Source organism: Nocardioides malaquae, from assembly GCF_015070385.1.
In the GTDB taxonomy this organism is placed as follows: Bacteria; Actinomycetota; Actinomycetes; order Propionibacteriales; family Nocardioidaceae; genus Nocardioides; species Nocardioides malaquae.
In genome coordinates, this window is the sequence record NZ_JADCSA010000009.1 from 106,411 (window position 1) to 130,847 (window position 24,437).

Annotated in this window: 23 protein-coding genes; 8 read left to right on the plus strand and 15 right to left on the minus strand. The window is 71.3% G+C overall.

Annotation, left to right across the window (positions count from 1 at the left end):
- Window positions 1-46: 46 nt before the first annotated feature.
- From IEQ44_RS10770 to IEQ44_RS10800, 7 genes are all read right to left on the minus strand, one after another.
- Window positions 47-877, minus strand: a complete 831-nt coding sequence (locus IEQ44_RS10770; protein ID WP_193638465.1) for an Fpg/Nei family DNA glycosylase — start codon at window positions 875-877, stop codon at window positions 47-49.
- Window positions 878-883: 6 nt separating this feature from the next.
- The gene (locus IEQ44_RS10775; RefSeq protein WP_193638466.1) at window positions 884-1,390 is read right to left on the minus strand and encodes a ribose-5-phosphate isomerase; all 507 of its coding nucleotides are present in this window, start codon (window positions 1,388-1,390) and stop codon (window positions 884-886) included.
- Between the two features lie 14 nt (window positions 1,391-1,404).
- Window positions 1,405-2,298, minus strand: a complete 894-nt coding sequence (locus IEQ44_RS10780) for an alpha/beta hydrolase (protein WP_319804617.1) — start codon at window positions 2,296-2,298, stop codon at window positions 1,405-1,407.
- Window positions 2,299-2,338: 40 nt separating this feature from the next.
- Window positions 2,339-2,905, minus strand: a complete 567-nt coding sequence (locus tag IEQ44_RS10785; RefSeq protein WP_193638467.1) for an LURP-one-related family protein — start codon at window positions 2,903-2,905, stop codon at window positions 2,339-2,341.
- 114 nt (window positions 2,906-3,019) lie between these two features.
- A complete protein-coding gene (metG, locus tag IEQ44_RS10790) occupies window positions 3,020-4,825 on the minus strand; it encodes a methionine--tRNA ligase (RefSeq protein WP_193638468.1) in 1,806 nt (601 codons plus the stop codon).
- A 64-nt stretch (window positions 4,826-4,889) separates the two neighbouring features.
- Window positions 4,890-6,110: an N-acetylmuramoyl-L-alanine amidase gene (locus IEQ44_RS10795; RefSeq protein WP_193638469.1), complete on the minus strand. Its 1,221-nt coding sequence runs from the start codon at window positions 6,108-6,110 to the stop codon at window positions 4,890-4,892.
- Window positions 6,111-6,112: 2 nt separating this feature from the next.
- Entirely contained in the window at window positions 6,113-6,739 is a 627-nt protein-coding gene (locus IEQ44_RS10800; protein ID WP_193638470.1) for a mycothiol-dependent nitroreductase Rv2466c family protein, read from the minus strand.
- A 63-nt stretch (window positions 6,740-6,802) separates the two neighbouring features.
- Between IEQ44_RS10800 and pepN the strand changes: the two genes are divergently transcribed.
- Window positions 6,803-9,367 carry an aminopeptidase N gene (gene pepN / locus IEQ44_RS10805; protein WP_193638471.1) on the plus strand — a complete coding sequence of 855 codons (2,565 nt, stop codon included), beginning with the start codon at window positions 6,803-6,805 and terminating at the stop codon, window positions 9,365-9,367.
- A gap of 98 nt (window positions 9,368-9,465) precedes the next feature.
- On the opposite strand, the gene IEQ44_RS10810 is transcribed toward pepN, so the two are convergent.
- Together IEQ44_RS10810 and IEQ44_RS10815 are read right to left on the minus strand one after the other, a co-directional pair.
- Entirely contained in the window at window positions 9,466-9,849 is a 384-nt protein-coding gene (locus IEQ44_RS10810) for a DUF5130 family protein (protein ID WP_193638472.1), read from the minus strand.
- Window positions 9,836-10,213, minus strand: a complete 378-nt coding sequence (locus IEQ44_RS10815) for a hypothetical protein (RefSeq protein WP_193638473.1) — start codon at window positions 10,211-10,213, stop codon at window positions 9,836-9,838. The genes IEQ44_RS10810 and IEQ44_RS10815 overlap by 14 nt, the downstream gene beginning before the upstream one ends.
- A gap of 83 nt (window positions 10,214-10,296) precedes the next feature.
- On the opposite strand from IEQ44_RS10815, the gene IEQ44_RS10820 reads away from it, so the two are divergent.
- Both IEQ44_RS10820 and IEQ44_RS10825 read left to right on the plus strand, forming a co-directional pair.
- On the plus strand, window positions 10,297-11,301 hold the full coding sequence (locus tag IEQ44_RS10820; protein ID WP_227487291.1) for a mechanosensitive ion channel family protein: 1,005 nt from the start codon (window positions 10,297-10,299) through the stop codon (window positions 11,299-11,301).
- Entirely contained in the window at window positions 11,298-11,672 is a 375-nt protein-coding gene (locus IEQ44_RS10825; protein WP_193638474.1) for a globin, read from the plus strand. Before IEQ44_RS10820 ends, IEQ44_RS10825 begins: the two co-directional genes overlap by 4 nt.
- A 14-nt stretch (window positions 11,673-11,686) precedes the next feature.
- Here IEQ44_RS10825 and IEQ44_RS10830 read toward each other — a convergent pair whose 3' ends face one another.
- On the minus strand, window positions 11,687-12,568 hold the full coding sequence (locus IEQ44_RS10830) for an acyl-CoA thioesterase (RefSeq protein ID WP_319804618.1): 882 nt from the start codon (window positions 12,566-12,568) through the stop codon (window positions 11,687-11,689).
- Window positions 12,569-12,640: 72 nt separating this feature from the next.
- Here IEQ44_RS10830 and IEQ44_RS10835 point away from each other — a divergent pair, with 72 nt between their 5' ends.
- Window positions 12,641-13,138, plus strand: coding sequence for a MarR family winged helix-turn-helix transcriptional regulator (locus IEQ44_RS10835; protein ID WP_193638475.1), 498 nt, complete (start codon window positions 12,641-12,643; stop codon window positions 13,136-13,138).
- 60 nt (window positions 13,139-13,198) lie between these two features.
- Here IEQ44_RS10835 and ettA read toward each other — a convergent pair whose 3' ends face one another.
- The gene (ettA, locus tag IEQ44_RS10840) at window positions 13,199-14,881 is read right to left on the minus strand and encodes an energy-dependent translational throttle protein EttA (protein WP_193638476.1); all 1,683 of its coding nucleotides are present in this window, start codon (window positions 14,879-14,881) and stop codon (window positions 13,199-13,201) included.
- Between the two features lie 75 nt (window positions 14,882-14,956).
- On the opposite strand from ettA, the gene IEQ44_RS10845 reads away from it, so the two are divergent.
- Window positions 14,957-15,712: a YwiC-like family protein gene (locus IEQ44_RS10845; RefSeq protein WP_193638477.1), complete on the plus strand. Its 756-nt coding sequence runs from the start codon at window positions 14,957-14,959 to the stop codon at window positions 15,710-15,712.
- Window positions 15,713-15,758: 46 nt separating this feature from the next.
- Here the strand turns inward: IEQ44_RS10845 and IEQ44_RS10850 are convergent, their stop codons facing one another.
- From IEQ44_RS10850 to IEQ44_RS10865, 4 genes are all read right to left on the minus strand, one after another.
- A complete protein-coding gene (locus IEQ44_RS10850; protein ID WP_193638478.1) occupies window positions 15,759-16,205 on the minus strand; it encodes a single-stranded DNA-binding protein in 447 nt (148 codons plus the stop codon).
- A gap of 207 nt (window positions 16,206-16,412) precedes the next feature.
- The gene (locus IEQ44_RS10855) at window positions 16,413-18,068 is read right to left on the minus strand and encodes a YfjP family GTPase (RefSeq protein ID WP_193638479.1); all 1,656 of its coding nucleotides are present in this window, start codon (window positions 18,066-18,068) and stop codon (window positions 16,413-16,415) included.
- 90 nt (window positions 18,069-18,158) lie between these two features.
- Window positions 18,159-19,910 carry a dynamin family protein gene (locus IEQ44_RS10860; RefSeq protein ID WP_227487292.1) on the minus strand — a complete coding sequence of 584 codons (1,752 nt, stop codon included), beginning with the start codon at window positions 19,908-19,910 and terminating at the stop codon, window positions 18,159-18,161.
- Window positions 19,907-21,028 carry a PrsW family intramembrane metalloprotease gene (locus IEQ44_RS10865; RefSeq protein WP_193638480.1) on the minus strand — a complete coding sequence of 374 codons (1,122 nt, stop codon included), beginning with the start codon at window positions 21,026-21,028 and terminating at the stop codon, window positions 19,907-19,909. Before IEQ44_RS10865 ends, IEQ44_RS10860 begins: the two co-directional genes overlap by 4 nt.
- 71 nt (window positions 21,029-21,099) lie before the next feature.
- On the opposite strand from IEQ44_RS10865, the gene IEQ44_RS10870 reads away from it, so the two are divergent.
- The 3 genes from IEQ44_RS10870 to IEQ44_RS10880 are packed head-to-tail and all read left to right on the plus strand — an operon-like array spanning window position 21,100 to window position 24,436.
- Window positions 21,100-22,521 carry an aminopeptidase P family protein gene (locus IEQ44_RS10870; RefSeq protein ID WP_319804619.1) on the plus strand — a complete coding sequence of 474 codons (1,422 nt, stop codon included), beginning with the start codon at window positions 21,100-21,102 and terminating at the stop codon, window positions 22,519-22,521.
- The gene (gene rlmC / locus IEQ44_RS10875) at window positions 22,497-23,705 is read left to right on the plus strand and encodes a 23S rRNA (uracil(747)-C(5))-methyltransferase RlmC (protein WP_227487293.1); all 1,209 of its coding nucleotides are present in this window, start codon (window positions 22,497-22,499) and stop codon (window positions 23,703-23,705) included. The genes IEQ44_RS10870 and rlmC overlap by 25 nt, the downstream gene beginning before the upstream one ends.
- A gap of 53 nt (window positions 23,706-23,758) precedes the next feature.
- Window positions 23,759-24,436 carry an enoyl-CoA hydratase-related protein gene (locus tag IEQ44_RS10880; protein WP_193638481.1) on the plus strand — a complete coding sequence of 226 codons (678 nt, stop codon included), beginning with the start codon at window positions 23,759-23,761 and terminating at the stop codon, window positions 24,434-24,436.
- Window position 24,437: the final 1 nt, after the last annotated feature.

Here is a 24,437-nt window from a genome sequence, read left to right on the forward strand (position 1 = left end):
TCCTCACCTTCGCATCTCCGTCATGCTCACCCCGGTGAACTGAAGGCTAGTGCCGCGCTCGCGGCGCGGGCTGACATTTGGCGCACCAGAAGAGGTTGCGCCCCACCAACGTGCTGCTGCGCACCGGCGCACCGCAGACGTGGCACGGCAACCCGGCGCGACGGTAGACGTACACCTCTCCCCCGTGGTCGTCCTTGCGCGGGGCTCGCCCCATCGCCTCGGGGGTGTGCTCGGGCCGCACCGTGTCGATGCGTCCGGTGGCCACGCCCTCGGTCATCAGGGCCACCAGGTCGTCCCAGATCGCGACGAACTGGGCCCGGGTGAGGGTGCGGCCCAGGCGGAGCGGGTGGATGCGGTGCCGGAAGAGCACCTCGGCGCGGTAGACGTTGCCGACACCGGCGAGCACGCCCTGGTCCATCAGCAGGTCGCCGATGGTGCGGTTGCTGCCCCGCACCTTGGCCCACGCGGCCGCGACGTCGCCGTCGGCCCGCAGCGGGTCGGGCCCCAGGGTCGTACGCACCCGTTCGACGACCTCGGGACCCACCAGGTCGCAGCGGGTCGCGCCGCGCAGGTCGGCGTACGCGGTCGCGGTCTGCAGCCGCAGGCGCACCGCGCCGACCGGGGGTGGCACCTCCTCGACGTCGACGGTGACGTCGAAGGCGCCGATGAGCCCGAGGTGCACGTGCACGAACCGTTCCCCGTCGAACTCGACGAAGAGCTGCTTGCCGAACGCGTCAGCACCGACCAGCACGGCGCCGTCGAGGGAGCGTGCCTCGTGCTCGAAGCGGCCCTGGGGGCTGGAGACCCGCACCACCCGGCCGGCGAAGGCCTGGTCGAGGTGTCCGGCGAGACGACGGAGGGTGTGTCCCTCGGGCACCGAGCCTCAGGCCTCCGGGCCGCGCAGGGCGGACTCCGGCAGCGGGGGCAGCTCGCGGGTCTGCTCGTAGGAGCTCATCTGGCCGATCCGACGCACGTGGCGCTCGTCGCCCGAGAACGGCGCCTTGAGGAAGATGTCGATGAAGCGAGTCATCTCGTCGATCGTGTGCTGACGACCACCCAGGCTGATGACGTTGGCGTCGTTGTGGTCGCGGGCCAGCGCGGCGGTGTCGTCGTTCCACACCAGCGCGGCCCGGATGCCCTGGACCTTGTTGGCCGCCATCTGCTCGCCGTTGCCGGAGCCGCCGATGACGATGCCCAGGCTGTCGAGGCCCTCGGCCTGCTCCGCGGCGACGCCCTCGGCGGCGCGCAGGCAGAAGACCGGGTAGTCGTCGAGCGCGTCGTAGACGAAGGGGCCGTGGTCGACGGCCTCGTAGCCGTTGTCGACGAGCCAGTTGAGCAGGTGGTCCTTGAGTTCGAGGCCGGCGTGGTCGGAGCCGATGTGAACGCGCATGGCCCCATTGTCCCTCAGGCGTGCTGGGCCAGGAAACCGGCCACCTGCCGCATCAACGGCTCCGCGGCGTCGAACGACTGCGGGTGGCGCCAGAAGCCGTGCACCTGGCCCAGGTAGCGGGTGCCCACCACCTCGACACCGGCCTCGGCCAGCAGGGTGACCAGGCGCTCGCCGTCGTCGCGGCACGGGTCGTGCTCGGCGGTCGTCACCAGCGTCGGCGGCAGCGTGGCCAGCCGGTCGCTGAGCAGGGGCGCGAGGTCGGGGTCGGTGAGGTCGGCGTCCGGGGCGTACTGCGACCAGTACCAGAGCGCCGACTCGCGACCGAAGCCGTGGTTCTCCTCGTGGTAGGACGGCGACGACGCCGTCGGGTCGAGAAACGGGTAGATCAGGGCGACGGCCGCGAACCGCCCGGGGTGGCGGAGGGCGGCGACCAACGCGAGGTTGCCGCCCGCGCTGTCACCGTGGGCGAAGAACGGCAGCTCGGCCGGCAGGCCCAGCGCCTCGACACCGCCGGCGTCAAGCCAGCGTACGACCGTGGAGACGTCGTCGGGGGCGGCCGGGAACGGGTGCTCCGGCGGTCGTCGGTAGGCGACGCTGAGCACCGCCATGCCCGACCGGTTGGCCAGGCGTCGGGCGGAGGCGTCGTGGACGTCGATGTCGTTGAGCACGAACCCGCCACCGTGCAGGTGCAGGACCAGGCCCTGTGGCCGCCCGACCGGACGGTGCAGGCGCACCGGCACTCCGTCGGCGTCGACGTCGCGGACCTCCTCCACGTCCTCGCGCGGCTCCGCCAGAGCCGCCCTCCGGCCCGCCGCGCGCTCGGCGACGTGGTCGAAGGCGGGATCGGTGACCGGGGTCTCGTCGGCGCTCGCCGCCACGGCGGCGGCGGCCTGGGGGTGCAGCACCACGGGTCCTCCTGCGTTGCTCGGGTCTGGGGAGGCCGGGGCCTCAGCGGTCCATCAGGACGTCCATGCCCACCGCGATGGCCGCCGCAACCCTGAAGTCGACCCGCTGGTCGGCGACCTGCACGTCGTACTGGTCACGCACCGCGAACTTGCGGGTGATCGAGAGCAGGGGTGCCCCCGCGGCGTCGACGTAGTCGAAGTGGATCGGCAGCGGCAGGTCGGCGAAGCGACGCAGCAGGGCGACCAGCATCGAGCGCTCCTTGCCCGTGCCCTGGTAGCCCGGACCCTCGACGTGGAAGGTCGTCTGCAGCAGGCTCTGGGCGAAGTCCTTCTTGAAGTAGCCGATCTGGGTGCCGGCCTCGTCGCGGATGTCGTAGCCGGCGCCGAAGTCCATCACCTGACGAGCCTTGAACGTGAAGACGGGACGCGTGCGCGAGGAGTCGGTGAAGAACGTGACCTGCTCCTTGAAGGCGAAGCGCTTCTGCTCGGCGAAGGCCACCAGCTGGCCCTGCGCCCCCGTGCTCGGGTCGGCCTCGAAGATCTCGAAGCGGTTGACCATCATCGTGATCTTCTGCCGGACCAGGAGCCGGGGCAGGTGGGTGTGCGTCATGGACGCAGACCCTAGCGCTGGTCACCGCCCCTCGGAGGCAACTGTCGGGTTGATGACACGACACGCCGTGACGTGCGTCATCAACCCGACAGTTGCCGATGGATGGGGGGCGCCTCAGAGGCCGAGGCGGGCGAGCTCGTCGTCGACGAGCGACGGGTCGAGCTTGGTGAAGACCGGGGTCGGCTTCGCGATCGGGGTGCCGACCACGACGTCGTGGCGACCCCACGAGCGGGCGTTGGCGTAGTCGCCGGTGATCACCGGGTAGGCGCGGCCCTCGAGGTCGAGGTCGTCGACCTCCTCGATGCGGGGCATCGGCTGGAGGTCGCCCGGACCGCCCAGGATCTCGTCGATCTGGTTGGCGGTGAAGGGCAGGAAGGGGCTGAGCAGGGTGTTGAGGTCCTGGACGCACTGCGCCATCACCCACAGCACGGTGCCGAGGCGCTCGGGATCCTCCTTGATCTTCCACGGCTCGGCGTCGGTGACGTACTTGTTGACCTCGCCCACGGCCCGCATCGCCTCGTTGATGGCGTTGCGCATGCGGTTGCGCCCGATCAGGTCGCCCACGGTGTCGAAGGCGGCCAGCGTGGAGGCGAGGACGGTCTCGTCCTCGGGCGACAGCTGCGCCGGCGCGGGCACCTCGCCGAAGTTCTTGGCGATCAGCGTCGCGGTGCGGCTGACCAGGTTGCCCCAGCCGGCGACGAGCTCGGAGTTGGTGCGCTGCACGAACTCGGCCCACGAGAAGTCGGAGTCCTGGTTCTCCGGGCCGGCGGCGGCGACGAAGTAGCGGAACGCGTCGGCCTGGTAGCGGCTGAGCAGGTCGGCGACGTAGATGACGACCTTCTTGGAGGAGGAGAACTTGCGCCCCTCCATGGTGAGGAACTCCGAGGAGACGACCTCGGTGGGCAGGTTGAGCTCGCCGAGCTCGTGCGCCTCACCGCCCTTCGACCCCTGGCCGTTGTAGGCCAGCATCTCGGCCGGCCAGATCTGGGAGTGGAAGGTGATGTTGTCCTTGCCCATGAAGTAGTACGACAGGGCCTGGCCCTCTCCCGCTGGCGCAGGGTTCCACCACTCGCGCCACGCGTCGGGGTTGCCCGAGCGGCGCGCCCACTCGATCGAGGCGGACAGGTAGCCGATCACGGCGTCGAACCAGACGTACAGCTTCTTCGTGGGGTTGTCCTGCCATCCCTCGAGCGGCACGGCGATGCCCCAGTCGATGTCACGGGTCATGGCCCGCGGGCGGATCTCCTTGAGGATGTTCATGGAGAACTTGATGACGTTGGGCCGCCAGGTGCCCGACGCGTCGCGCTCGTCGAGCCACTCCCCCAGCGCCTCGGCCAGCGCCGGCAGGTCGAGGAAGAAGTGCTGGGTCTCGATGAACTCGGGGGTCTCGCCGTTGATCCGGCTGACCGGGTCGATGAGGTCGTGCGGGTCGAGCTGGTTGCCGCAGGCGTCGCACTGGTCGCCGCGGGCGCCCGGCGTCCTGCAGATCGGGCAGGTGCCCTCGATGTAGCGGTCGGGGAGGGTGCGACCGGTCGACGGCGAGATCGCCCCGAAGGTGGTCTCCTCGACGAAGTAGCCGTTGGCGTGGACGCCGCGGAACATCTCCTGCACCACCGCGTGGTGGTTGCCGGTGGTCGTGCGGGTGTAGAGGTCGTACGACAGCCCCAGGCCGACGAGGTCCTCCACGATGAGCCGGTGGTTCTTGTCCGCCAGCTCCTGCGGGGTCATGCCTGCCTCGTCGGCGGCGATCAGGATCGGGGTGCCGTGCTCGTCGGAGCCGGAGACCATGAGCACGTCGTGGCCCGCCATGCGCATGTACCGACTGAAGACGTCGGAGGGCACACCGAAACCGGCCACGTGGCCGATGTGGCGCGGGCCGTTCGCGTACGGCCAGGCGACAGCGGAGAGGACTTTGCTCATGCCCGTGATCCTAATGAGGGGTCGCGATCGCTCCGGCATCGGCAGGAGCGCACCGGACGGCCGGTCAGAACCGGTTGACGCGCCGCTGCGTCTGACGACGGATCTGCGGCAACCGCTTCCGCAGCTGGGCGCCGGGGCACGCGGTGTGGTTGGTGCGGCGGTGCCCCGAGATGATCGGCAGGCGCACCTTCTCGCCCCTGGCGTACCGGTCCGAGCCGTGGGAGGTCACCTTGACCTGGCCCTTGGCCCGGCGCCCGTCGCGGTCGAGGTGCCACGCGGCGACCTTGACGAGCGTACGCACGACCTTGCGGCGCGGCTTCGTCCTGCGGTGGTCACCGATCACGGCGAGGCCCACGGAGTTGTGGTTGAAGCCGAGGGTGTGGGCGCCCTGCACCATCGGCCCGCCCTTGCGGCCCAGCCAGGCCCGGCCGAAGCGGTCGACCAGCACGTTGTAGCCGATGTCGGACCAGCCCAGCGTCTTGGTGTGGTAGCGGTAGAACCCCCGGATGATGCCCGGGACGTCGGTCCGACGGTAGGAGCTGCTGCTCGCCGTGTGGTGCACGTGCACCTGCTTGGTGAACCGACGCGTCACCGGCTCGCCGCTGCGCCACCGCTCCTTCGCACCCCAGGCCTTGCGGCCCCGGATCCGCGGCCGCGGTGCGTGCCTGCGCGGGGCCGCCTCGGGAGCCGGACTCGCGTCGTCGGTCGGCGTCGCCGTCGGTTCCGGGGTCGGCGTCGGCTCAGGGGCCGGCGCCGGTTCCGAGGTCGGCTCAGGAGTGGGTTCCGGCTCGGGCTGTGGGTCGGAGGTGGTGTCGACCAGGACCAGCTGCACGTCGGCGGCGCTGGCGGCGTCGCTGCGCACGCGGACCTGCCGGGCCTCCCCCACCCAGACCAGCTCGCTGCCGCGCCGGCCGGTCGAGCCGGTGGTGGTGGGACCGTGCTCGCTCTCGTCGAGGTGCTGCCACGCCTGCCAGCCGTCCCGGCCGCGGACCTGCACCTCCAGGTGCGGGGAGCGCCTCCCCTGCCAGGTGGCGGCCAGCATCGTGAACCGGTCGGTGCGCCAGGTGCTCACGCCCGAGGAGACGGGCACCGGCACCCGGCGTTCGGCCAGACCTCCCCCGACCGACCGCAGGCCGACGCGGTCCGGGTTGGGCTCCAGCTGCGGCCCAGCTGTCGGTGCCGGACCCGGCGTCGGGCCGGCCCCCGCCGGCGCCGCACCCAGCAGGGTTCCGACGAGGGCGAGGACCAGCGCCGTCGACACCGAGCGGGGCAGGACGCGAGGCACGATCAGCTGAAGTCGAGCTCGCCGGTGCGCGAGCGCTTGAGCTCGTAGAAGTGCGGGAAGCCGGCGACCGCCACGCAGCCGTCCCAGAGGCGACCGGCGTCGTCGCCGCGCGGGATGGCCGAGAGCACGGGGCCGAAGAAGGCGCTGCCGTTGATGGCGATGGTCGGAGTGCCCACGTCGTCGCCGACCTGGTCCATCCCCTCGTGGTGCGAGCGGGCCACCGCCTCGTCGAGCGAGGAGTCGTCCATGGCGTCGACGAGGTCGGCCTCGAGGCCGGCGCGCTCGACGGCCGTGGCGACCAGCTCTCGGGTGATCGGCTGCTCCTCGTGGTGGATCAGCTCACCGAACGCGGTGTAGAGCCCCGCCAGCACTCCGTTGCCGTGACGCTGCTCCGCCGCGATGCAGACCCGCACCGGCCCCCAGGCCGGCTTGAGCATCTCGCGGTAGTCGTCAGGGATGTCCTTGTCCTGGTTGAGGTAGGCCAGGCTCATGACGTGCCACACGACCTCGATGTCGCGCACCTTCTCGACCTCGAGGATCCAGCGCGAGGTGATCCAGGCGAAGGGGCAGAGCGGGTCGAACCAGAAGTCGGCGGTGTCCTTGCGGGGAGTCGTCTCGGAGGTGCTCACGCCTCTCAGTGAACCAGACCCGCTTCAACCACCCGGTTCGCCGGAGGTGACAGTATCGACCCCATGCCCGGAACCAACCTGACCAGGGACGAGGCCGCCACCCGCGCCGCCCTCCTGGACGTCACCTCGTACGCCATCGACCTCGACCTCACCACCGGTGAGAAGACCTTCGGCTCGACGACCACGCTCACCTTCACCGCCACCACCCCCGGCGCGAGCACCTTCGCCGACCTCGTGGACGCAGAGGTCCACGAGATCACCCTCAACGGACGCTCCCTCGACCCGGCCGAGGTCTACGTCGACAGCCGTATCCGGCTCGACGACCTCGCCTCGGAGAACACCCTCGTGGTGCGCGCCGACTGCACCTACTCCCACACCGGTGAGGGCCTGCACCGCTTCGTCGACCCGGTCGACGACCGTGTCTACCTCTACAGCCAGTTCGAGGTGCCCGACGCGCGTCGCGTCTTCACCACCTTCGAGCAGCCCGACCTCAAGTCGGTCTTCACCTTCACCGTGACCGCCCCCGAGCACTGGAAGGTCGTCTCCAACTCCCCCACGCCGACCCCGGAGCCCACGGGCGACGGCAAGGCGGTGTGGCGCTTCGCCCCGACCGAGCGGATGTCGACCTACATCACCGCCGTCGTGGCCGGCGAGTACCACGAGGTGCTCGACACCTACGAGGGCAAGTACGGCACGATCCCGCTCGGCCACTACTGCCGCCAGTCGCTGGTGGAGCACATGGACGTCGAGAACCTGGTCGAGACGACCAAGAACTCCTTCGCCTTCTTCGAGGAGAAGTTCGAGTTCCCCTACCCCTTCGGCAAGTACGACCAGCTCTACGTGCCGGAGTACAACATGGGCGCGATGGAGAACGCGGGCTGCGTGACCCTGCGCGACGAGTACCTGCCGCGCTCGCGCCAGCCGCGCTCGTTCTACGAGTTCCGCACCTCGGTGATCACCCACGAGATGGCCCACATGTGGTTCGGCAACCTCGTCACGATGCAGTGGTGGGACGACCTGTGGCTCAACGAGTCGTTCGCCGAGTGGGCCTGCTACTGGTGCGAGGCCGAGGCCACCGAGTTCACCGACGCGTGGACCGGTTTCGCCAACGCCCGCAAGCAGACCGGCTACCGCGCCGACCAGCTGCCCTCGACCCACCCCGTGGCGGCCGACAACGTCGACCTGCACGCGGTCGAGGTCAACTTCGACATGATCACCTACGCCAAGGGCGCCTCGGTGCTCAAGCAGCTCGTCGCCTGGGTCGGGCTCGACCCGTTCCTCGCCGGCCTGCGCCAGTACTTCAAGGACCACGCCTTCTCCAACGCCACCTTCGACGACCTGCTCGCCGCGCTCGAGCAGGCCTCGGGCCGCGAGCTCAAGGGCTGGGCGGCGGAGTGGCTGCAGACGGCCGGTGTGAACACCCTGCGCCCGTTCTTCACCCTCGACGACCACGGCAACTACGCGGAGTTCTCGGTGCTCCAGTCGGCCCACCCGGACTGGCCGACGCTGCGTCGTCACCGCCTCGGCATCGGCCTCTACGACGCCGTTCCGAACGGCGACGGTGAGGGTCGCGCGCTGGTGCGCCGCGAGTACGTCGAGGTCGACGTCGAGGGCGCCGAGACCGCGCTCGCCGAGCTGGTGGGCAAGAAGCAGCCCGACCTGCTCCTGCTCAACGACGCCGACCACGCCTACGCGAAGATCCGCCTCGACGAGCGTTCGCTGGCCACGGCGATCAGCCACCTCTCCGCGGTCGAGGACTCGCTCGCGCGCGCCCTGGTCTGGGGTGCGGCGTGGGACATGACCCGTGACGGCGAGATGGCCGCGACCGACTTCGTGCGTCTGGTGCTGGCCAACATCGGTTCCGAGACCGACTCCTGGGGCGTCACACGCATCCCCGCCTCGGCGGCGATGGCGGTCAACCTCTACTCGGCCCCCCAGCACCGCGCGGCCCTGCGGGCCGAGTGGGAGCAGGGCCTGCGCGCGCTGCTCCACGCCGCCGAGCCGGGCAGCGACCACCAGCTGACCTTCGCCCGGCAGTACGCTGCCGCGGCGCACTCCGACGCAGCGCTCGACGAGGTCGCCGGGCTGCTCGACGGCTCCGTCACCGTGGAGGGCCTGACCGTCGACCAAGACCTGCGCTGGCTGCTGGTCGGCAGCCTTGCCGCCGGCGGACGGTTCACCGACGCCGACATCGACGCCGAGCTGGAGCGCGACTCCACCATCTCCGGCAAGGAGTCGGCCGCCGCCGCGCGGGTGGCACAGCCGACGCCGGAGGCCAAGGCCGCAGGCTGGCAGGCAATCCTCGACCCCGCCACGCCCAACGAGACCTCGCGCGAGATGGTCTTCTCGATCTTCCGCGCCGGCCAGGAGGACGTGGTCGCGCCCTACCTCGAGCACTACCTCGAGGCGGCCTCCACGATCATCGACGTTCTCGGCTTCCACAAGGCCTCGATCGTCCTGGAGTACGGCTTCCCGAAGGCTCTCGCCACCGCCGACACCGTGGAGCGGGTCGACGCCTGGCTCGCGGGCGCCGACGTCTCGCCGCAGGTGCTGCGCTACGTCAACGAGGGTCGCGCCGACGTGGCGCGCGCCGTGGCTGCGCAGGAGCGTGACGCACAGGCCGGCTGAGCCCCGCACGACGACAGGAGCGGCGGTCCCCCACCGGGGACCGCCGCTCCTGTGTCGTTCGCGCCCGTTCGCCGGGGCAGACGTCGGGTCGTACGCCCTCAGCCCTCGGCGTGCAGGGTCTGGGGAGCGCGTGCGTACTCGGAGAGCAGGTTGATCCCGCGCTTGAGGCCACCGATCTCGTCACCGTCGGCGAATGCGGTCTGCATGGTGACCACCGCCAGTTTGGCCTCGCGGTCGGTCAGGTGGCGACGCACCTCGGCCCCGGTGACGACCTCGAGGGCCCGGGCCACCGGGTCGAGCATGATCAGCACGGTGCGGTCGGGCGCGGGCAGGGCGGCGTGCAGCGACTGGGCGAACGCCCGGGGCTCGCCCTCGCTGATCCCGCGGAAGACGGAGAACTCGACGCGGCTGCTCTGCTCGGCCGCCCGGATGGTGCGGTCGAGGTCGGCGCGCTCGGCGGCGTTCAGGTCACCACGTGCCACTGGCGCCACCGGAGTCCTTCGCGGCACCCGCGGCAGTGATCTCGGCCTTGCCGCCACGCGGACCGCCGAACCACTCGTCGGCGACCGGGGCCGCGTGGCCGGAGAGCTTCTCGCCGCGAGCCAGGGCGGGCAGCAGCGTCAGCAGGGCGATGACCAGGGCCACACCCACCGGGACGGCTGCGATCAGGATGAAGTGGTCGAGGAAGCCGGCCGTCTCGGGAGTCTCCCAGGCCTCCGGGAGGTCGGCCATGGCCGGCGTGGCCATCAGGACGGCGGTCGTGACGGCCAGAGGCACGGACAGGCGCAGCGACGAGCGCAGGGCGCGGACGGGGCTGGAGGTCACGGAGAGGCTCTTGGTGGTCACGGAGAAGAGGATATCCTCTCGCCCCGCGCGCCTGAGCACCCGATCGATCCTCGGCCTCAGGTGCGTCCGCAATACTGGCCCCCATGTCTGTCGTGAGTGCCGCCAGTTCTGCCTGCAGCGACGGAGGGACGATCTGCGACTGGGTGATGCGGGCCACGGGGAGCCGTCGCGTGGCTGACGCCGCGGACCTCGTCTTCGGAGCGCCCCTCACCATCACGCTGATCGTCGCGCTGACCCTGGTCGCGCGTTGGGCGATGCACCGCGTGGTGGACCGGGTGGTCCGCCAGGCCGAGACCCCCATGGGAATGCCGCAACGGCTGGCCCGCACCGGGTCCGTGGGTCGCAGCACGGAGAGCAGTACCGGTGACCTCGTCGCGACCACCCGGCGCGTGCAGCGGGCCAAGACGATCGGCAGCCTGCTGAAGTCGATGATCAGCGGCGTGCTGGTGGCCGTGGCCCTGACCATGGTGCTCAGCGAGCTGGGCGTCAACATCGCCCCGATCCTGGCCAGCGCCGGGATCGTCGGCATCGCGCTGGGCTTCGGCGCGCAGGCGCTGGTCAAGGACTTCCTCTCCGGCATCTTCATGATCTTCGAGGACCAGTACGGGGTGGGCGACGTCGTCGACCTCGGTGAGGCGTCAGGCACCGTGGAGGCCGTCACGCTGCGGGTGACCCGGCTGCGCGACATCAACGGGACCGTCTGGTACGTCCGCAACGGCGAGATCCTGCGGGTGGGCAACATGAGCCAGAACTGGGCCCGGGCGGTGCTCGACGTGACCGTCTCCTACGAGGCCGACCTGGTCGAGGTCCGCCGCGTGCTCGCCGAGGTGGCGACCGACCTGTGGCATGACGAGGAGTTCCGGGGCCGCGTGGTCGAGGAGCCCGAGGTGCCGGGCGTCGAGTCGATGACCGCGGAGGGTGTCGTCGTCCGGGTGACCGTCAAGACCGCACCGATGGAGCAGTGGGGCGTGGCCCGCACGCTGCGCGAGCGGATCAAGGCGCGATTCGACCACGAGGGCATCCGGATCCCGCACACCCGCTACGTGGAGGTCGTGGCCGACGAGGCCTCCGGCACAATGGCGCCATGAGCACCTTCTACGACGAGATCGGCGGGATGGAGACGATCCGCACGATCGTCGACACGTTCTACGAAGGCGTCGCGACCGACCCGGTGCTCCGTCCGATGTACGAGGAGGAGGACCTCGCGGCCGCGGCCGACCGTTTCCGCCTCTTCCTCGCGCAGTACTGGGGCGGTCCGTCGACCTACGGCGAGGAGCGCGGTCACCCGCGGTTGCGGATGCGCCACGCCCCCTTCGCGGTCAACTCCGACGCCGCCACCCGTTGGCTGCACCACTTCCGGGCCGGGCTGGACGCCGCCGACCTGACGCCCGAGCAGGACGAGCAGTTCTGGGCGTACGTCACCCACGCCGCGCAGTTCCTGCGCAACACCCCGGACTGACCCGGAGCCCGGGCTCAGGCCTCGAGGGCCTCGAACTCCCGCAGGCGGTCCATCAGGGCGGCCGGGGGCTCCGCGCTGCGCTGGGTGTGCGGGTCGAAGAAGACCATGACCACCTTGGCGCGGCTGAGCAGGGTGTCGCCGTCGCAGATCTCCGACTCCACGGTGACCGAGCGACGGCCCACGTGGGAGACCCAACTCCACACGTCGTAGGGCTTGGCGCGGAACCGGATCGGCCGCACGTAGTCGACCTGCTTGCGGGCGATCACGATCCCCACCCCGGCGTTGTCCTCGCCGGCGCTGATCCGGTCCATGACGGGGATCCGGGCCTCCTGGAAGTACTCGAAGTACTTGACGTTGTTGACGTGGCCGTAGACGTCGACGTCACTGAAACGCACGTGCAGGGTGTAGTGGCCGTCGGCGAGGTGACGAGGCGTGCCGCGCTCCAGGACCGCGGTCGGGGCCTCCTCCAGGAACTGCGCCAACGCCTCCTTCTCGTCCTCGCGCAGACGCCGCGGGCGCTCCTCGGCGAAGACGAACGGGGTCAGCACCGTGCTGGCGCGGGCGTGGACGACCCGGTCGCCGCTCTCGGTCTCGTCGAAGATCTCGTAGGCCATCGTCACCGAGGCGGCGCGGATCTCGGTCACCCAGACCTCGATCTTCACCGGCACGGTGCGCGGCGCGATGGGCGCCAGGTAGGCGATGTCGTGGCTGACGACCACCAGGCCCTCCGTAGGGCTGCCCGCAAGGTCGTGGGCGCGCGCGTCGGGGGCATGGGTCCGCAGCATGTCGACCCTGGCCTCCTGCAGGTAGTCGACGTAGGTCACGTTGTTGACGTGGTTGAGCATGTCGAGATCGGCCCAGCGCACCGGGCACTCGTAGACGTGGCGCACCGGCACATGATCTCATCCTCAACTTTCCTCCGTCGTGCCGCGCCCGGCTCCCGTCGGGCTGGCGCTAGGGTCGCCCCCATGAGCGAACAGACGCAGACCCGGTGGCTCTCCGAGCCCCAGCAACGGGCCTGGCGGGCACTGCTGCTCGGCCACACGCTGCTGCAGGACCGGCTTGACGACGACCTTCGCCATGCGTACGACATCTCGATGACCGAGTACGAGATCCTGGTACGCCTCTCCGAGCGCGAGGGGCGCCAGATGCGGATGGCGCAGCTGGCCGACTCCCTGGCCCACAGCCGCAGCCGGGTCACCCACACGGTCAACCGCATGGAGAAGGCCGGCTACGTCAGCCGCAGCGCCTCCCCCGACGACGGCCGCGGGGTCGTCGCGACGCTGACCGACAAGGGCATGGCCCTGCTCGAGGACGCAGCCCACGTGCACGTGCGCGGGGTGCGGGCCAACCTCGTCGACCTGGTCAGCGAGGAGGACTTCGCCGCGGTCGGACGGGTCTTCGACACGGTCGCCGACCACCTCATCGGTGCGCGTCCCGAGATGGAGTTCCGCCGCTCCCGCTGAGACGCAGACTCCCGGCCACCGCGTGAGGCGGTGACCGGGAGCGAGTGCGTGCGGGGCGGTTCAGTCGCGCGTCAGGCGACGGTGCGTCACCCGGTGCGGACGGGCGGCCTCGGGCCCGAGGCGCTCGATCTTGTTCGCCTCGTAGGAGGCGAAGTTGCCCTCGAACCAGAACCACTTGCCGCCGTCCTCCTCGTCGCCCTCCCAGGCGAGGATGTGGGTGGCGACGCGGTCGAGGAACCACCGGTCGTGGGAGGTGACCACGGCACAGCCGGGGAACTCCAGCAGCGCGTCCTCCAGCGAGGAGAGCGTCTCGACGTCCAGGTCGTTGGTCGGCTCGTCGAGGAGCAGCATGTTGCCGCCCTGCTTGAGGGTGAGCGCCAGGTTGAGGCGGTTGCGCTCACCACCGGAGAGCACGCCGGCCTTCTTCTGCTGGTCGGGGCCCTTGAAGCCGAAGGAGGCGACGTAGGCGCGGCTGTTCATCTCGAAGTTGGCGACCTTGATGAAGTCCAGGCCGTCGGAGACGACCTCCCAGACGTTCTTGTTGGGGTCGATGCCGCCACGGCTCTGGTCGGCGTAGGAGATCTTGACCGTCTGGCCCACGACGAGCTCGCCGGAGTCGGGCTGCTCGGAACCGGTGATCATGCGGAAGAGGGTGGTCTTGCCGACGCCGTTGGGACCGACGATGCCGACGATGCCGGCGCGGGGCAGGCTGAACGAGATGTCGTTCCACAGGACCCGGTCCTCGAAGCCCTTGGTGAGGTGCTTGGCCTCGAGCACCACGTCACCCAGGCGCGGGCCGGGCGGGATGTTGATGTCGGCGGTGTCGATCTTGCGGGCCTTGTCGGCCTCCGCGGCGAGCTCCTCGTAGCGGGCCAGACGCGACTTAGACTTCGTCTGGCGGGCCTTGGCGTTGGAGCGCACCCACTCGAGCTCGCGCTCGAGCATCTTGGCGCGCTTGGCGTCCTTCTGGCCCTCGATCTTGAGGCGTTCCTTCTTGGTCTCCAGGTAGGTGGAGTAGTTGCCCTCGTAACCGTGGATGGAGCCACGGTCGACCTCGGCGATCCACTCGGCCACGTTGTCGAGGAAGTACCGGTCGTGGGTGATCGCCAGGACGGCGCCCGGGTAGCTCTTCAGGTGGCCCTCGAGCCACTGGACCGACTCGGCGTCCAGGTGGTTGGTGGGCTCGTCGAGCAGCAGCAGGTCGGGCTGCTGGAGGAGCAGCTTGCAGAGCGCGACGCGGCGGCGCTCTCCACCCGACAGGTTGTCGACCAGCACGTCCGGCGGCGGGCAGCGCAGCGCGTCCATCGCCTGGTCGAGACGGCTGTCGAGGTCCCACGCGTTGGCGTGGTCGAGGTCGGTCTGCAGGTCGCCCATCTCGGCGAGCAGGGTGTCGAAGTCGGCGTCGGGGTCGGCCATCTGCTCGGAGATCGCGTTGTAGCGGTCGAGCTTGGCCTTGATCTCGCCGACGGCCTCCTCGACGTTCTCCAGGACGGTCTTGCCCTCGGTCAGCGGCGGCTCCTGCTGGAGCATGCCGACGGTGGCCTCGGGGTCCTTGATCGCGTCGCCGTTGTTGGGCTGGTCGAGCCCCGCCATGATCTTCAGCAGCGACGACTTGCCGGCGCCGTTGGGGCCGACGACACCGATCTTGGCGCCGTGCAGGAACGAGAGGGTGACGTTGTCGAGGACGACCTTGTCGCCGTGGGCCTTGCGTACGTTGCGCAAGGTGAATACGTACTCAGCCATGCGCCCGAGCCTAGCGGGGCGCGCGCGGAGCCCGCTCATCGCGGACGCCGGCGAGGGGCGCAGTACGCTCGACGCGTGACCACGGTCCACCCCCGCTCGCGGCCGCGACGCCGCAGCCCCGGCTGGGTGCCCAACCAGCACGGCGCCTGGGCGATGCTCGCCGCCCCTCTCTTCGTGGGCACGGTGGCGTCGGGCCCGACGTGGGTGCACCTGCCCCTGGCCGCGTTCTGGTTCACCGGCTACTTCGCCTTCTTCGCCACCGGTCTGTGGCTCAAGGCGAGGCGTCGCGACCGCTGGTTCCCGCCGGTACGCGTCTACGTGCCCGCGGCCCTGGCGCTCGGGTTGGTGGTCCTCGCGGTCCAACCCGAGCTGGTGAGGTGGGCCCCGGCCTTCGTCCTGCCGCTGGGAGTCGGCCTGGTGGCCGCGGCGCAACGGCACGAGCGCGACCTGGTGGCGGGCCTGACCACGGTGACCGCCTCCGGGCTGATCGCCGTGGTCGCCTACGACGCAGGCACCGGCCCCGGCGGCTCCTTGGACCGGGGCTGGCTCCTGGCGGCGATCCAGTTCGCCTACTTCGCCGGGACCGTCTTCTACGTCAAGAGCGCGATCCGGGAGCGCGGCAACCCCGGTTTCCTCCGCCTGAGCGTGGGCGTCCACCTCGCCACCACCCTGGCCATGGGAGCGGTCTCGCCGTGGCTGGTGGGGGTCTTCGCCCTCCTCACCCTGCGCGCGGCCGTGCTGCCCGGGCGCGGTCTCACCCCCGGGCGCATCGGCGTGATCGAGGTCGTGGCCACCGTGGTGGTCTCGACGGTCTCACTGCTGGTCGTCTGACCCGGTCGTCTCGACCGAGCTCACCGCCGCCCCGGGTGTCGCGCGCTCACGCCGCGCTGTCCACCGGGTCGGCGGAGGCGAGCGGCCCGGGGGTCGACTCCTCCCCCGTGGCCGCGGACACGGTGGACCCGGCCACTGCGCGGGTGAACGTGCTCGTGCCGCGGGTGAGGTCGTGACCCACGGACTGGGCCACGACGACGTGGCGGGTCACCGGGGTGCCGTCCTCCTTCTGCCAGGACTCCGCGACGAAGCGGCCTGTCACCAGCACCGGCTCGCCGCTGCGCACCGACGCGGCCAGGTGCGTCGCCAACGAGCGCCACGCCTTCACCGCGTACCAGATCGTCTCGCCGTTCTCCCAGCGGCCGTCGCGGAGTCGCCGCGGGGTCGAGCCCACCCGGAAGGTGGCGACGGGAACGCCGTCGCCCTCCCCCACGTGGGTCAGCTCGACCTGGGATCCCACCCAGCCGGTGAAGGTGATCAGGCTGTCGTTCATCGCTCTCTCCTCTGCTGGACGCCACCGTGGCGTCGTCCGTCGAGGATGACCGCGAAGCGTCGACCCCGGACGTCGCTACGAGGCCGGGCTGGGGAGGGGGCCGGCACGGGTCCGGCTGGGGAGAGCCCGCGGCGCTCCCCCGCTGTCGAACAGGTTCAGCGCAGGGCAGTGTCGAGCAGGCTCAGCGCAGGGCAGTGTCGAGCAGGCTCAGCGCAGGGCTGCGTCGATGCCGGCGCGCGTGGACGCGTAAGCGGCCAGCTCGGCGCGCACCGGCTCCACCACGAGCTCCTCGGAGACCTCGTGGATGGCGGAGCGGAGCCGTGAGTCGGCCACGCGGGCTCGCCGCCGCGCCGTGAGGCTGACCAGGAGGCGGCCCGCCAGGGCGAGCAGCAGGCCGAGGCCCACGCCCCCGGCGAGCAGCAGGAGCGGCAGCGGCCAGCCGAGCACCTCGGGCGTCGGGACGTCACCGAGACCCGCGGAGGTCCCGAGGGTGAGCAGCAGCAGCCACAGGGCCCCCACGACCGCCGCGGTGATGAGGATCCACTGGAGCACCCGGACGGCCTGCGCCCAGGCAGGCACCCGGTCGGCGCCGAGGTCGGTGGTGGCCAGCGCCCGGTCGAGGCGGTCGTTGACGTCGGGCAGGCGACGCACGGAGGCCTCACGCACCGAGTGCGCCCAGTTCTGCTTCAGCCCCACGGTCGCGTCGTCGACCAGTCCGCGCACCGCGCTGTCGACGCGGGCGCGCTGCACCTGGGTGGCGGCCGGCACGGACGTGCGAGCCGCACCCGTCAGCGCCTTGGCGTCGGCACCCAGGTCAAGGTGGAGGCGCTTGAGGGGGTCGGGCTTCAGCCGCGAGACCCACGAGGTCACCGGCCACCCGGTGGCCCGGTTGGCCCGCAACCGCGTGGAGTCCTCCACCGCCTTGACGACGGTCGGCACGCCGGCGGCGTCGGCGAAGGCCTCCTCCAGCGCCTCGACACGCGCTCGAGGCAGCTCGGGGACGGGCCCCGTGCCGGTGTAGCCCTGCAACGTCGTCGCCGCCGCACGCAGGTCGGCCTCGAGCCGCTGGCGGGCGACCTTCTTGCTCTTCACCTTGCGGGCGACCTCGGCGCGCAGCTCTGCGATGCCCCACCCCTGGGCCGCGCTCACCGGGATCACCGGGACGCCGTTGAGTCCGTCGGCGGCAAGCAGGCGACGCACGTCGTCGACCATCGCGTCTCGACGCTCGGCGGGCACCCGGTCGATCTGGTTGAGCACCACCAGCATCACGTCCTGGTGGCCGGCGAGGCGGGAGAGGTAGCGGTCGTGGATCGCGGCGTCGGCGTACTTCTGCGGGTCGAGCACCCAGATCATCAGGTCGGCCAGCTGCACCAGGCGGTCGACCTCGAGGTGGTGGCTCACCTCGGTCGAGTCGTGGTCGGGCAGGTCGAGCAGGATCACACCGTCGAGCTCGTCCTTCTCCCGGCCCACGCTCAGCATGGAGTCGCGGGTGACCTGGTGGCGCGGCGGGATGCCCAGCCACTCCAGCAGCTCGGGGGCGCCCTCATCGCCCCAGATGCAGGCCGTCGCCCACGACGTCGTGGGCCGGCGTACGCCGACCGCACTCAGCTCCAGGCCCGTCAGCGCGTTGAAGGTGCTGGACTTGCCCGAGCCCGTCGCACCCGCCAGCGCCACCACGGTGTGGTCGGCGGAGATGCGCAACCGGGCCGCGGTGCGCTCCACGAGTGCGGACGTCTGGTCGAGCACGGAGTCGTCGATGCGCCCCCGCGCAGAGGTCACCGCCTGCTCGAGCCCGTCGAGACGAGCGCCGATGTCGGAACCACGGGTCACCAGTTTCCTGGCGCCCTCGAGAAGAGACGTCATCGCTTCCTCTGCCGAAGGGGGGATGGAGTGCGTCTACCCAGAATAGTGGGCGCCACACCCGTGGACTCCAGTCGGTGTGCTGCCGCTGCCTCAGCGCGACTGCGCGAAACGCAGGTCGTCGACCCGGCGGGCCGCCTGACGCAGGTTCTCCGAGACGTCGGCGCTGCCACCCACGACCTCCAGCAGGTCGGTGTAGCGGCGTCGCTCCACGTCGAGCAGCTCGCGCACCCGGCGCTCGAGATCCTGCCGGGCCCGCGTGGCCATGGTGCGCACCGCCTGGTCACCGAAGACTGCCTCGAGCAGCTTCTGGCCCAGGACCGCACCGCCGCCGGCGATGCCGGCCTCGGTGCCGGTGACGCCGCCGGTGTGGGCGAAGACGACCACCATGAGCGCGACCGAGAGACCGTTGACGCCGTAGGCCAGGAAACGGGCGGTCGAGCGCTTGTCAGCACCCTCCGTGCGCACCATCTCCAGCACCTCGGACTGCCAGTCACGCACGGCACGCTCCGCGCGGCGCCGGAAGTCGCGTGAGGCACGGGAGAGGTCCTCCCCCGCCTCGTCCAGCAGCACCCGGCCCGACGCCAACGACGACCACGAGGCGGCCGCGGCCTCGGCAGCGGCCTCGGCGTGCTCCGCCAGCAACGTCTCCAGCCCCGACTCCACCGCGACCGTGATGCGCTCGGCCTGCTGGGGCTTGCCCTTCACGGCGTTGACCACGCGGTCGCGCAGCCACCCGACCCGGTTCTCCAGCGACTTGAGGAGCTCTCCGGTGCCGACGAACTCCTGCCAGCGGGCGAGCACCTCCCCCCGCAGCATCGTGCCGTCGGCGGTGGCCTCCACCACTTTCTCCAGCGCCGCCGCGTAGGCGTCCTCGGAGCCACGCAGCAGCCGCTCGTGGGTCTCGGCCTGCTCGGCGGCCGCGTCGGCGACCTGGTGGGTGCGGCGGGCGACGGTGCGGATCGCGCCCTCCAACGTCTGTCGCACGACCCCCGCCCGCGCCTCGGCGTCGGCCGCCAACGACTCCAGCCACTCACGGATCTCGGCCACCGCGTCGGGTGGCAGCAGACCGGTCGGCGGCAGCGTCCGCTCGGGCACCGTGAAGAGCGGCGAGTCCTTCAGCCCGCGTGCGGCGAGCATCCGGGCCAGGTGGGTGGCCACTGTCTCCAGGGCCTCGTCGGGAGTGCGGTCGAGCACGATGGCCACGGCTGCGGAGCGGTCCGCTGCCTCGCGCAGGAAGTCCCACGGCACCTGGTCGGCGTAACGAGCGGCGGAGGTCACGAAGAGCCACAGGTCGGCGGCCGCCAGCAGCTGGGCCGCCAGGGTGCGGTTGCGCTCCTCGACGGAGTCGATGTCGGGGGCGTCCAGCACCGCGAGCCCCTGCGGCACGGCCTCGGAGGGCACCAGCTGCAGGGCCTCGGGGTCGTGGGTCGGCGTGGAGACGCGCTCGAGGTCGGGCAACAACCTGTCCTGGCCGAACCAGTGACCGTCCTCGGGGTGGTGCACCAGCACCGGGGAGCGGGTGGTGGGCCTCAGCACCCCGGGCTCGGTGACGCGGTGGCCGACCAGCGAGTTGACCAGGGTCGACTTGCCGGCTCCCGTCGAGCCGCCGACGACGGCCAGCATCGGGGCCTCGATGGTCATCAGCCGCGGGATGACGTAGTCCTCCAGCTGGGAGACCATGTCGGCGCGCGCCTGCCGGTGCTCAGCCACACCCGGCGTCTCCAGCGGCAGGTCGGCCGCCTGGAGCGCGCCGCGCAGCTGGACCAGGGCCGTGAGCATCTGGGTGCTCTCGACACTAGGGGGAGGGGTCGCGCCCGTCGCGCCGGGGGTCTCGTCGGTCATCGCGTGGGGACCACCTGTCCGGGGAAGGAGATGTAGGGGCGAACGGTGTGGAGCCGCTCCACGAACACCTGGCCGCGAGCGGCGAAGTCCGGGGGCGGCGTGCCACGAAGGTACCTGTGGTGCAGGAAGCCCAGCTCGACGGCTGCCTGCTGGTACTCCTCCATGGCGCGCTCCCCAGCATCCCCACCGCGCTCCTTGGCGAACCGTCGGGCGGCACGGCGGGCGCCGAGGTCGACCAGCCAGGCGATGTCGGTGGCCGGCAGCAGGCCGCGGTGGGCGGCGTCGGTCAGCGACCGGGTGAGCATGGTGCGCTCGGAGCGGCGCAGCCACACCGCGAAGCCCACGAAGGCCAGGAAGAGCGGCGCCATCAGGGTCAGGTAGACCACCACGAAGTTGCCGCCGAGCCCGAGGGCGGCACCGTTCCACATCGCGTGGGTCAGCACGGCCAACGCATACCCCGTCGCGAGCGCCGCGAAGCGACCCGAGGGCGTACGACTGTTGACGGCGATGCCGACGCCGATGCCGAAGAAGGCGGTGAAGAGCGGGTGCGCGAAGGGGCTGACCAGGCAGCGGATGACGAACGTCATGGTCAGGGCCCCGCTGCCACCGGGCCCCAGTCCGTCGGTGCCGTCGTAGGCGGCGGCCAGGTAGAGGATGTTCTCGACGAAGGCGAAGCCGATGCCCACCATGCCGGCGTAGACGATCCCGTCGAGCATGCCGTCGAGCTCGGCCCGGCGCCACCACAGCAGCATGACCAGGAACGCGCCCTTCGTCGCCTCCTCCACCACGGGGGCCACGACCGCGATCTCCGTGACGCCGTCGACTCCCGTGAAGAGTCCGCCGATGCCCTGCAGGACGATCGCGGCAGCGGTCGCCACGAACGCCCCCCAGGCCAGGCCGGAGGCGAGGAGCACCCGCGGCTCGGGCTCGTAGCGGTCGAGCCAGAGGAAGCAGGCCAGCAACGGTCCGACCGGCAGGAAGGCCAGGAAGGTGGCGAGCAGCAGGGTGTCGGGGGCCCCGGAGAGGGCGATGACCAGGCCCATCAGGGCAGCGCCGAGGAACGCCAGCAGCGTGACGACCAGCGTGAAGACCACGCTCTCGCGGTGGTGACGGACCATGCCGCGAACCCTAGCGGGACGCCGACCGCGGGCTCGCCGGACGGGCGGGCGCCGGGCGTACAGTGAGGGACGTGAGCGAGCAGAACGAGACCGGCACCCAGTCGCACGACCCCGCGGTCCCCGAGGCCTACGCCGCCTTCATGCGGCAGGGCTGGGCCGACCTGCCCTCCGACGTCGGACGCCACCCCGTCGCCGAGCACGCCGCCCGCCGCCGGAGCCGGTTGGCCGACCTCTTCCCCGGCGAGCGCCTCGTGGTGCCGGCCGGCACCTTCAAGGTGCGGGCCAACGACACCGACTACCGCTTCCGGCCCGACACCGCCCACACCTGGCTGACGGGCAACCAGACCACCGACGCGGTGCTCGTCGTGGAGCCCGACGGCAGCTCCGTGCTGTACGCCCGTCCCCGCTCCTCGCGCGAGACCGACGAGTTCTTCCGCGACCGGCAGTACGGCGCGCTCTGGGCCGGCAAGCGCCCCTCGCTGTCCGAGCTCGCCGAGCTGCTCGACATGGAGGTGCGCCACGTCGACGAGCTGGATCAGCGGCTCGACGCCTCCACCAAGACCCGGGTGCACCGTGGCGTGCACCCCGAGGTGGAGCGCACCCTCGACCGCGCCGTGACCAGCGACGAGGGCGCCGACGCCGAGCTGAGCCGGGTGCTGTCGGAGCTGCGGCTGGTCAAGGACGACTGGGAGGTCGGTGAGCTGCAGCAGGCCTGCGACGTGACGACGCTCGGCTTCGAGGACTCCGTGCGCGAATGGGACCGCGTGCTGGAGTTCGGGGAGCGCTGGATCGAGGGCACGTTCTTCCGCCGGGCCCGGGCCATGGGCAACGACATCGGCTACGACTCGATCGTGGGCGGCGGCTCCCACGCCACGACGCTGCACTGGATCGACAACACCGGTCCGATCACCCCCGGTGAGCTGGTGCTGCTCGACATGGGCGTGGAGAACACCAACCTCTACACCGCCGACGTGACCCGGACGCTGCCGGTGAGCGGGACGTACACGCCCGTGCAGCGCGACCTCTACCAGCTCGTGCTGGACGCCCAGAGCGCCGGGATCGAGGCCGTCCGCCCGGGCGCCGCCTTCATCGCCGCCCACGACGCGGCGATGCGGGTGCTCGCACACGGCCTGGCCGACATGGGCCTGCTGCCCGTGAGCGCCGAGGAGGCCCTCGACCCCTCCTCGAAGGTCTACGCCCGCTGGACCCTGCACGGCACCTCCCACATGCTCGGGATGGACGTGCACGACTGCGCCCAGGCGGCGCCCGACGCCTACGCCAAGGGCACCCTGGCCGAGGGCATGGTGCTGACCGTGGAGCCGGGCCTCTACTTCCAGGCCGACGACCTGCTGGTGCCCGAGGAGCTGCGCGGCATCGGCATCCGGATCGAGGACGACATCCTCGTGACGGCCGACGGGTCACGCAACCTCTCCGCCGCCCTGCCCCGCTCCCCCGACGCCGTCGAGGAATGGATGGGTCGGCTGCGCGGCTGATGCAATGCCACCACTTCGACGCCCACCGGTGTCGCTCCTGCTCCCTGCTCGCGCTGCCACACGCCGAGCAGGTCGACGGCAAGCTCGCCCACGTCCGGGCCCTGCTCGACCCGGTGGGCCGTCCCGAGTGGCTGCCCCCGGTCGTGGGTGCCGAGCGGGCCTTCCGCAACAAGGCCAAGATGGTCGTCGCCGGCACCGTGGAGGCGCCGACGCTGGGCATCCTCGCCCGCGACGACCGGGGCGTCGGCGGCCGCGGCGTCGACCTGCGTGACTGTCCCCTCTACTCCGACCGGGTGCACGCCGCGCTGGAGCTGCTCGCCGGCTTCGTGACGACCGCACGCCTGACGCCGTACGACGTCCCGACGCGCCGCGGCGAGCTGAAGCACCTGCTCGTGACCGAGGCCCCGTCGGGGGCGTTGATGGTGCGGTTCGTGCTGCGCTCCACCGAGTCGTTGCCGCGGTTGCGCAAGCACCTTCCGGCGCTGCTCGAGGCGATGGCCGACGTCGGGCTGCGCGCCGAGCTGGTCTCGGCCAACCTGCAGCCCGACCACAAGGCGGTGCTGGAGGGCGACGACGAGGTCGTGCTCCACGGGGAGACCCTGACGATGACGGTCAACGGGATCGACCTCCACCTGCGCACGCGCAGCTTCTTCCAGACCAACACCGAGGTCGCCGCCCAGCTCTACCGCCAGGCCCGGTCCTGGGTCGACGAGCTCGCCGCCGACGCCCGCGAGGTGTGGGACCTCTACTGCGGGGTGGGTGGCTTCGCGCTGCACCTGGCCGCGCCCGGACGCCGGGTGGTGGGCGTGGAGGTGAGCCCCGAGGCGATCCTGAGCGCCCGGGCCTCGGCCGACGAGCGGGGCGTCGACGGGGTGGAGTTCCTCACCGAAGACGCCGCCGCCTGGGCCGTGCGGCAGGACCACGCCGCCGACCTGGTCGTCGTCAACCCGCCCCGGCGCGGCATCGGGACGGCGCTGGCCGACTGGCTCGAGCACTCGAGCGCTTCGTGGGTGCTCTACTCCAGCTGCAACGCCGAGACCCTCGCCCGCGACCTCGCGTCCATGCCGTCGTGGCGGCCGGTGCGGGCCCAGCTGCTCGACATGTTTCCGCACACGCCGCACTACGAGGTATTGGTGCTGCTGCGGCGCGAGGGACCCGGCGACAAAATGCCTACCGACGGGTAACATCACCGCGGCAGGCCCACCACGACCACCGAACCGACCTACAGGAGAGACACATGCCGGCACTGAGCAAGGACGGCCCGATCTGGACCCTCGACCTCGGCACGAGCGAGAACCGCTTCTCGCCCGACTTCCTCACCGAGGTCGACGCCGCGCTCGACGAGATCGCCGGCAGCGACGAGCCCGCTGCCCTGCTCACCACCGGCAGCGACAAGTTCTTCTCCAACGGCCTCGACCTGGAGTGGATCATGGCCAACGCCGGCGAGCTGCCCTCCTACGTCGACCGGATCCACGCCATGTTCGCCAAGGTGCTCACCCTGCCGGTGCCGACCGTCGCGGCCGTCAACGGCCACGCCTTCGGTGGCGGCGCGATGCTGGCGATCGCCCACGACTTCCGGGTGATGCGCTCCGACCGCGGCTTCTTCTGCTTCCCCGAGGCCGACATCCGCATCCCGTTCACCGAGGGCATGAACGCCCTCATCGTCGCCAAGACCACGCCGCAGACCCAGGTGGCCTCCATGACCACGGGCCGGCGCTTCGGTGGCGCGGACGCGGCCGCTGCCGGCCTCGTCGACGAGGCGGTCACGCTGGAGGAGCTGCGCGACGCGGCCGTGGCCAAGGTTGCCGACCTCGCCGGCAAGGACCGCCGCACCCTGGGCACGATCAAGCAGCGTCTCTACGCCACGGCGTCGGCAGCGCTGCTTGAGCCTCAGCCTGCCGACCTCACCTTCTGAG

Coding starts and splice junctions, on each gene's coding strand:
- IEQ44_RS10880 (WP_193638481.1), top strand. CDS start 23,759: ATGCCGGCACTGAGCAAGGACGGCCCGATCTGGACCCTCGACCTCGGC.
- IEQ44_RS10850 (WP_193638478.1), bottom strand. CDS start 16,205: ATGAACGACAGCCTGATCACCTTCACCGGCTGGGTGGGATCCCAGGTC.
- IEQ44_RS10855 (WP_193638479.1), bottom strand. CDS start 18,068: ATGACGTCTCTTCTCGAGGGCGCCAGGAAACTGGTGACCCGTGGTTCC.
- IEQ44_RS10775 (WP_193638466.1), bottom strand. CDS start 1,390: ATGCGCGTTCACATCGGCTCCGACCACGCCGGCCTCGAACTCAAGGAC.
- ettA (WP_193638476.1), bottom strand. CDS start 14,881: ATGGCTGAGTACGTATTCACCTTGCGCAACGTACGCAAGGCCCACGGC.
- IEQ44_RS10860 (WP_227487292.1), bottom strand. CDS start 19,910: ATGACCGACGAGACCCCCGGCGCGACGGGCGCGACCCCTCCCCCTAGT.
- pepN (WP_193638471.1), top strand. CDS start 6,803: ATGCCCGGAACCAACCTGACCAGGGACGAGGCCGCCACCCGCGCCGCC.
- IEQ44_RS10865 (WP_193638480.1), bottom strand. CDS start 21,028: ATGGTCCGTCACCACCGCGAGAGCGTGGTCTTCACGCTGGTCGTCACG.
- IEQ44_RS10835 (WP_193638475.1), top strand. CDS start 12,641: ATGAGCGAACAGACGCAGACCCGGTGGCTCTCCGAGCCCCAGCAACGG.
- IEQ44_RS10785 (WP_193638467.1), bottom strand. CDS start 2,905: ATGACGCACACCCACCTGCCCCGGCTCCTGGTCCGGCAGAAGATCACG.
- rlmC (WP_227487293.1), top strand. CDS start 22,497: ATGGATGGGTCGGCTGCGCGGCTGATGCAATGCCACCACTTCGACGCC.
- IEQ44_RS10825 (WP_193638474.1), top strand. CDS start 11,298: ATGAGCACCTTCTACGACGAGATCGGCGGGATGGAGACGATCCGCACG.
- metG (WP_193638468.1), bottom strand. CDS start 4,825: ATGAGCAAAGTCCTCTCCGCTGTCGCCTGGCCGTACGCGAACGGCCCG.
- IEQ44_RS10820 (WP_227487291.1), top strand. CDS start 10,297: ATGTCTGTCGTGAGTGCCGCCAGTTCTGCCTGCAGCGACGGAGGGACG.